The following is a 4827-nucleotide window of genomic DNA, read 5'->3' as shown; positions in this document are numbered from 1 at the left end:
GGGCGCTCAGTCCAGCGCCCGCCGCCGGAACCCGGCGACCCCCAACGCCCCGAAGAGGAGACAGGACAGGGCGAGCACCGGCAGGCAGACCGCGAGCGGAATGTGCGGCACCTCCGGGGCCAGCTCCGCCCGCATCCCCTCGCTCGCGTAGGTCAGGGGGTTGAGCACGCAGATCCACTGGAACCACGGCAGCCGGTCCAGGGAGGGCCACGGGAACTGCGTGGCTCCGGTGAAGATCAGCGGGGTCAGCACCACCGCGAAGAGCACGTTGATCCGCCTCGGCGGCACCGCCGTCCCCATGACGAGGCCCAGGGAGGCACCGGCGAGCGCGCCGAGCACCAGCACGACGATCGCCACCGGCAGGCCGCTGGCCCGCCACGAGATCCCGCCCAGCACCAAGGCCCCGACCGGGATCATCAGCAGCGCCGCCACCAGCCCGCGCAGCGCCCCGAACACGATCTTCTCCATCGCGACGAGGGCGACGGGCATCGGAGCGAGCAGCCGGTCCTCGATCTCCTTGGAGAAGCTGAAGTCCAGCACCAGCGGCAGCGCGGTGTTCTGGAACGCGCCGAGGAAACCGTTGAGCGCGACGATGCCGGGCAACAGGACCTGGACGTAGTCATCCTGCACGTAACCGAGGTCGGCGAGCACCTTGCCGAAGATGAACAGCAGGAAGAAGGGCTGGATGAGGACCTGGGCGAGGAAGGAGGGCAGCTCGCGGCCGGTGACGAACACGTCCCGCCAGAGCACGGCCAGGAAGGTCCGCAGCGCGACCCGGTACCGGCCGGCCAGTGCGGTCGCCGACCCGCCCACCGGGGCGGTCACCGCAGCTCCCGACCGGTCAGCTGGATGAACACGTCCTCCAGCGTGCCTCGCCCGATCGAGACGTCCGACACCTCGCCCCCGGCCTCGGCCACCGCACCCAGCACCGGTGGGAGCACGCCCGTCGGGTTGGCGTCGAGGTAGACGCGCAGCGCGCACGTCCGGTCCTCCACGCCCCCCGGGGCCGGCGGCGCGGCGCCGCGACCACGACCCGCCGCCGCGCCACCCCCGTCGCGTCCCCGGTCGACGTGCTCGACCCGGAGCACCGCCGGCACCCGGGACACCCTGGTCACCAGCTCCCCGGGCGTGGACCGTCCCGGTTCCACCACCAGCGTCAGGGTGTTGCTGCCGGGCAGGGAGGCCGTCAGGCCCACCGGGGTGTCCAGCGCCAGCAGGCGACCGTGGTCGACGATGCCCACCCGGTCGCAGAGCTTCGCGGCCTCGGCCATGTCGTGGGTGGTGAGCACCACCGTCACGCCCTGCCCTCGCAGACCCAGCACCCTGTCGTGCACGAACAGCCGAGCCTGGGGGTCCAGCCCGGTGGACGGTTCGTCGAGGAACATCACCCGGGGTTCGTGCATGAGGGCACGGGCGATCATCAGCCGCTGGGACTGGCCGCCGGACAGCTTGTCGACCAGGCCGCGACGGTGGTCGGCCAGCCCCATCCGTTCCAGCAGCTCGTCGGCCAGCCGGTTCCTCCTGGCCCGGGGGACGCCGTGGTAGGTGGCGTGGAACAGCAGGTTCTGCCGAACGTTGAGGGACCGGTCGAGGTTGACCCGCTGGGGGACGACCGCGAACAGCTGTCTCGCGCGTTCGGGGGAGCGGACCACGTCCACCCCCTCGACCTGGGCGCGGCCGGAGGTCGGGAGCACCCGCGTGGTCAGGACACCCACGGTGGTGGTCTTACCCGCGCCGTTGGGCCCGAGCAGGCCGAACACCTCACCCTGCTCCACGGTGAACCCCAGTCCGTCGACGGCCCTGGTGGGCCGCCGACGGTACTGTTTGACCAGGTCAACGACCTCGACCGCGTTGCCCATCCCGTCAGGGTATGGCGGTGCCCCCGGCTCGGCGACCGCTGCGGCCGGCCCCGCTCACCAACCGGCGGGCAGCGGGCGGCCCTCGGCGAAACCGGCGGCCGACTGCACCCCCAGCAGGGCTCGCTCGTGGAACTCGGGCAGCGTGCGCGCGCCGGCGTAGGTGCAGGCGGAACGGACACCGGAACTGATGGCGTCGAGCAGGTCCTCGACGCTCTCCCGCCGGGGTTGCAGCAGCATCCGGGAGCTGGAGATGCCCTCCTCGAACAGACCCTTCCTGGCCCGTTCGAAGGCGTCGTCGCTGCGGGTCCGAGCGGTGACCGCCCGCTTGGAGGCCATTCCGAACGACTCCTTGTAGGCGCGCCCGGTCTCGTCGTAGCGCAGGTCGCCGGGTGATTCGTAGGTCCCGGCGAACCAGGAGCCCACCATCACCGAGGACGCCCCGGCGGCCAACGCCAGGGCGACGTCCCGGGGGTGGCGCACGCCGCCGTCGGCCCAGACGTGCCGGCCGAGTTCGGTCGCGGCCGCCACGCACTCCGCGACGGCGGAGAACTGCGGGCGGCCGACGCCGGTCATCATCCGCGTCGTGCACATCGCACCCGGCCCGACCCCGACCTTGATGATGTCCGCCCCCGCCTCGGCGAGATCGCGGACGCCGGCCGCCGTCACCACGTTCCCGCCCACCACGGGCACCGACGGGCTCAGCGCACGGACCGCGCGCAGGGCGGTGATCATCTTCTCCTGGTGCCCGTGCGCGGTGTCCACGACGAGCGCGTCCACACCCGACTCCAGGAGGGCGGCGGCCTTCGCGGCGACGTCCCCGTTCACGCCGACCGCCGCGGCGACCCGCAACCGGCCCTGGCCGTCCAGCGCCGGCCGGTAGATCTCCGAGCGCAGCGCCGCCTTCGCGGTGAGGACCCCCGCCAGCCTCCCGTCGGCGTCCACGGCCAGCGCGGCTTCCGCTGCCCGACCGTGCAGCCGGTGGAAGACCTCGCGGGGCGGGGTGTCGATCGGGACGACCACGATCTCGTCGTCGGCCACCTGGCCCACCCGGGTGAACCGGTCGACCTCGGCGCAGGCCGCCTCGTCCACCGTTCCGATCGGGCGGTTCTCCTCGTCCACGACGACCACCAGGCCGTGGGCGCGTTTGGGCAGCAGGTTGATCGCGTCCGCGACGGCGTCACCGGCCCGGAGCACCAGCGGGGTGTCCCACACCGTGTCCCGGCGCTTGACCCAGCCGACGATCTCGCCGACCGCCTCCGGGGCCACGTCCTGCGGCAGGACCACCAGGCCGCCACGCCGGGCGACGGTCTCCGCCATCCGCCGCCCGGCCACGGCCGTCATGTTGGCCACGACGACGGGCAGCGTGGTGCCCGTGCCGTCGCCGGTGGACAGGTCCACGTCGAACCGGGACTCCACGTCGGACCGGTTGGGCACCAGGAAGACGTCGTCGTAGGTCAGGTCGTGACTGGGGTGTTGTCCGTCGAGAAACCGCACCGTCGAAGCGTACGGGGACAACGCCGGAAAAAGCAGGTGCGCGATGAGCGGAGCCGGGCCCGCGACGCGGCCAGCACCGCGCCGCCGGGGTGGCGGCGGGCGGGGTGCAGCGCCGGACCCTGACACCGCCAGGGACCGGGCCGGGGTGTTCTCGGGGCTGTTCCGGATACCGCCCGGCGTGCGCGGGCGGGAGGGTCTGCGCGTGACACGAGATCACCACCCCGAACACGATGACCGAGCACGGTTCCGAAGCCCCCGCCGTCACCCGGTGCCGCTGGCACTCGCTCTCGCCGGGCTCGTCACGGCGCTCCTGCCCGCCGCGGCCACCGCCGACCCGTCCACCCGGGGCACCCCGACCGCCGAACCCGTCGCCTGGTCGGCCTGCGCGACGGAGCACACCCCACCGGACCTGGAGTGCGCCACGCTCACGGTCCCCCTGGACTGGGCGCGCCCGGAGGCCGGGACCATCGACCTCGCGCTCAACCGGCTGCCCGCGAGGGAGGAGGACGACCGGGTCGGAGCGCTGCTGGTGAACCCGGGTGGCCCCGGCGGCTCCGGCGTCCAGGTGGTCCAGTACGGCGGAATGGCGTTGGGGACCCCCGAGTTCCTCCCCCTGCGCGAGCACTTCGACCTGGTCGGTTTCGACCCGAGAGGAGTGGGCGACAGCACACCAGCCAGCTGCGCCCGCGAGCCGCACGACCACACCGTCAGCCCCCATCCCGCCAACGTGGCCGAGTACGCCGAGCTGCTCCGGCACAACAGGAAGGTCGGCCTGAGCTGCCGCGCCGAGTCCGGGCGGCTGGTCGACCACATGGACACCGTCAGCGTCGCCAGGGACGTCGACGCGATCCGAGCGGCCCTGGGCGAGGAGCGGATCTCCTGGCTCGGCCTCTCCTACGGCACGGAGATCGGGCTGCTCTACGCGGAGCTGTACCCCGAGCGGGTGCGGGCGATGGTGCTGGACGGCGCCATCGACCACGGCCTCGACCCGTTCACCGCCGCCAGGGACGAGGCGGTGGCCACCGAGGACGCGTTGGGCCGCTTCGCCGACTGGTGCGCGGGCTCCTCGGACTGCGTGCTCCGGGACCGCGAGGTCGTGGAGGAGGTCCGGCTGCTCCTCGACACCGCCGAGGAGTCCGGGGTGTGGAACTCCGACGCCGGCCGGGCCGCCACCGCCGTGGAGGTGACGGCGGGGATCTACGGCCACCTGAACCTGCGCGACCTGTGGCCGGCGCTCGCCGTGGCACTGGCCGAGGCCCTGGACCCCGACGAACCCGACGCCGCCTCCCTGGCCGCGGCCACCATGTTCGTCAGCCCCGGCTACCCGGCCTACCGCATCGTCGGCTGCCACGACTTCACCACCGGCACCCCGAGCTACGCCGCGATGCGGGAACAGGCACGGGCGCTCCGCGAGCTCGCCCCCGTCCTGTGGCGGTACACCGAGTTCTCGGAGTTCACCAGCGGGTGCGCGGGC

Annotated in this window: 4 protein-coding genes; 1 reads left to right on the top strand and 3 read right to left on the bottom strand. The window is 73.3% G+C overall.

Annotated elements, in window-relative coordinates; all coding sequences use genetic code 11:
- Positions 1-6: 6 nt before the first annotated feature.
- The 3 genes from ACTIDRAF_RS0222070 to ACTIDRAF_RS0222060 are packed head-to-tail and all read right to left on the bottom strand — an operon-like array spanning position 7 to position 3353.
- On the bottom strand, positions 7-825 hold the full coding sequence (locus ACTIDRAF_RS0222070) for an ABC transporter permease (protein ID WP_016700882.1): 819 nt from the start codon (positions 823-825) through the stop codon (positions 7-9).
- Complete coding sequence (locus ACTIDRAF_RS0222065; RefSeq protein WP_016700881.1) at positions 822-1859, bottom strand: ABC transporter ATP-binding protein; 1038 nt, start codon at positions 1857-1859, stop codon at positions 822-824. Before ACTIDRAF_RS0222065 ends, ACTIDRAF_RS0222070 begins: the two co-directional genes overlap by 4 nt.
- Before the next feature lie 54 nt (positions 1860-1913).
- Positions 1914-3353: a GuaB1 family IMP dehydrogenase-related protein gene (locus tag ACTIDRAF_RS0222060; RefSeq protein ID WP_016700880.1), complete on the bottom strand. Its 1440-nt coding sequence runs from the start codon at positions 3351-3353 to the stop codon at positions 1914-1916.
- Positions 3354-3621: 268 nt separating this feature from the next.
- Between ACTIDRAF_RS0222060 and ACTIDRAF_RS0222055 the strand changes: the two genes are divergently transcribed.
- The coding region (locus ACTIDRAF_RS0222055; protein ID WP_016700879.1) for an alpha/beta fold hydrolase at positions 3622-4827 on the top strand (1206 nt) is incomplete at its 3' end.

It is taken from the genome of Actinoalloteichus spitiensis RMV-1378 (assembly GCF_000239155.1).
GTDB classification, from domain to species: Bacteria; Actinomycetota; Actinomycetes; order Mycobacteriales; family Pseudonocardiaceae; genus Actinoalloteichus_B; species Actinoalloteichus_B spitiensis.
This window is presented reverse-complemented; position numbering and strand designations above follow the sequence as displayed.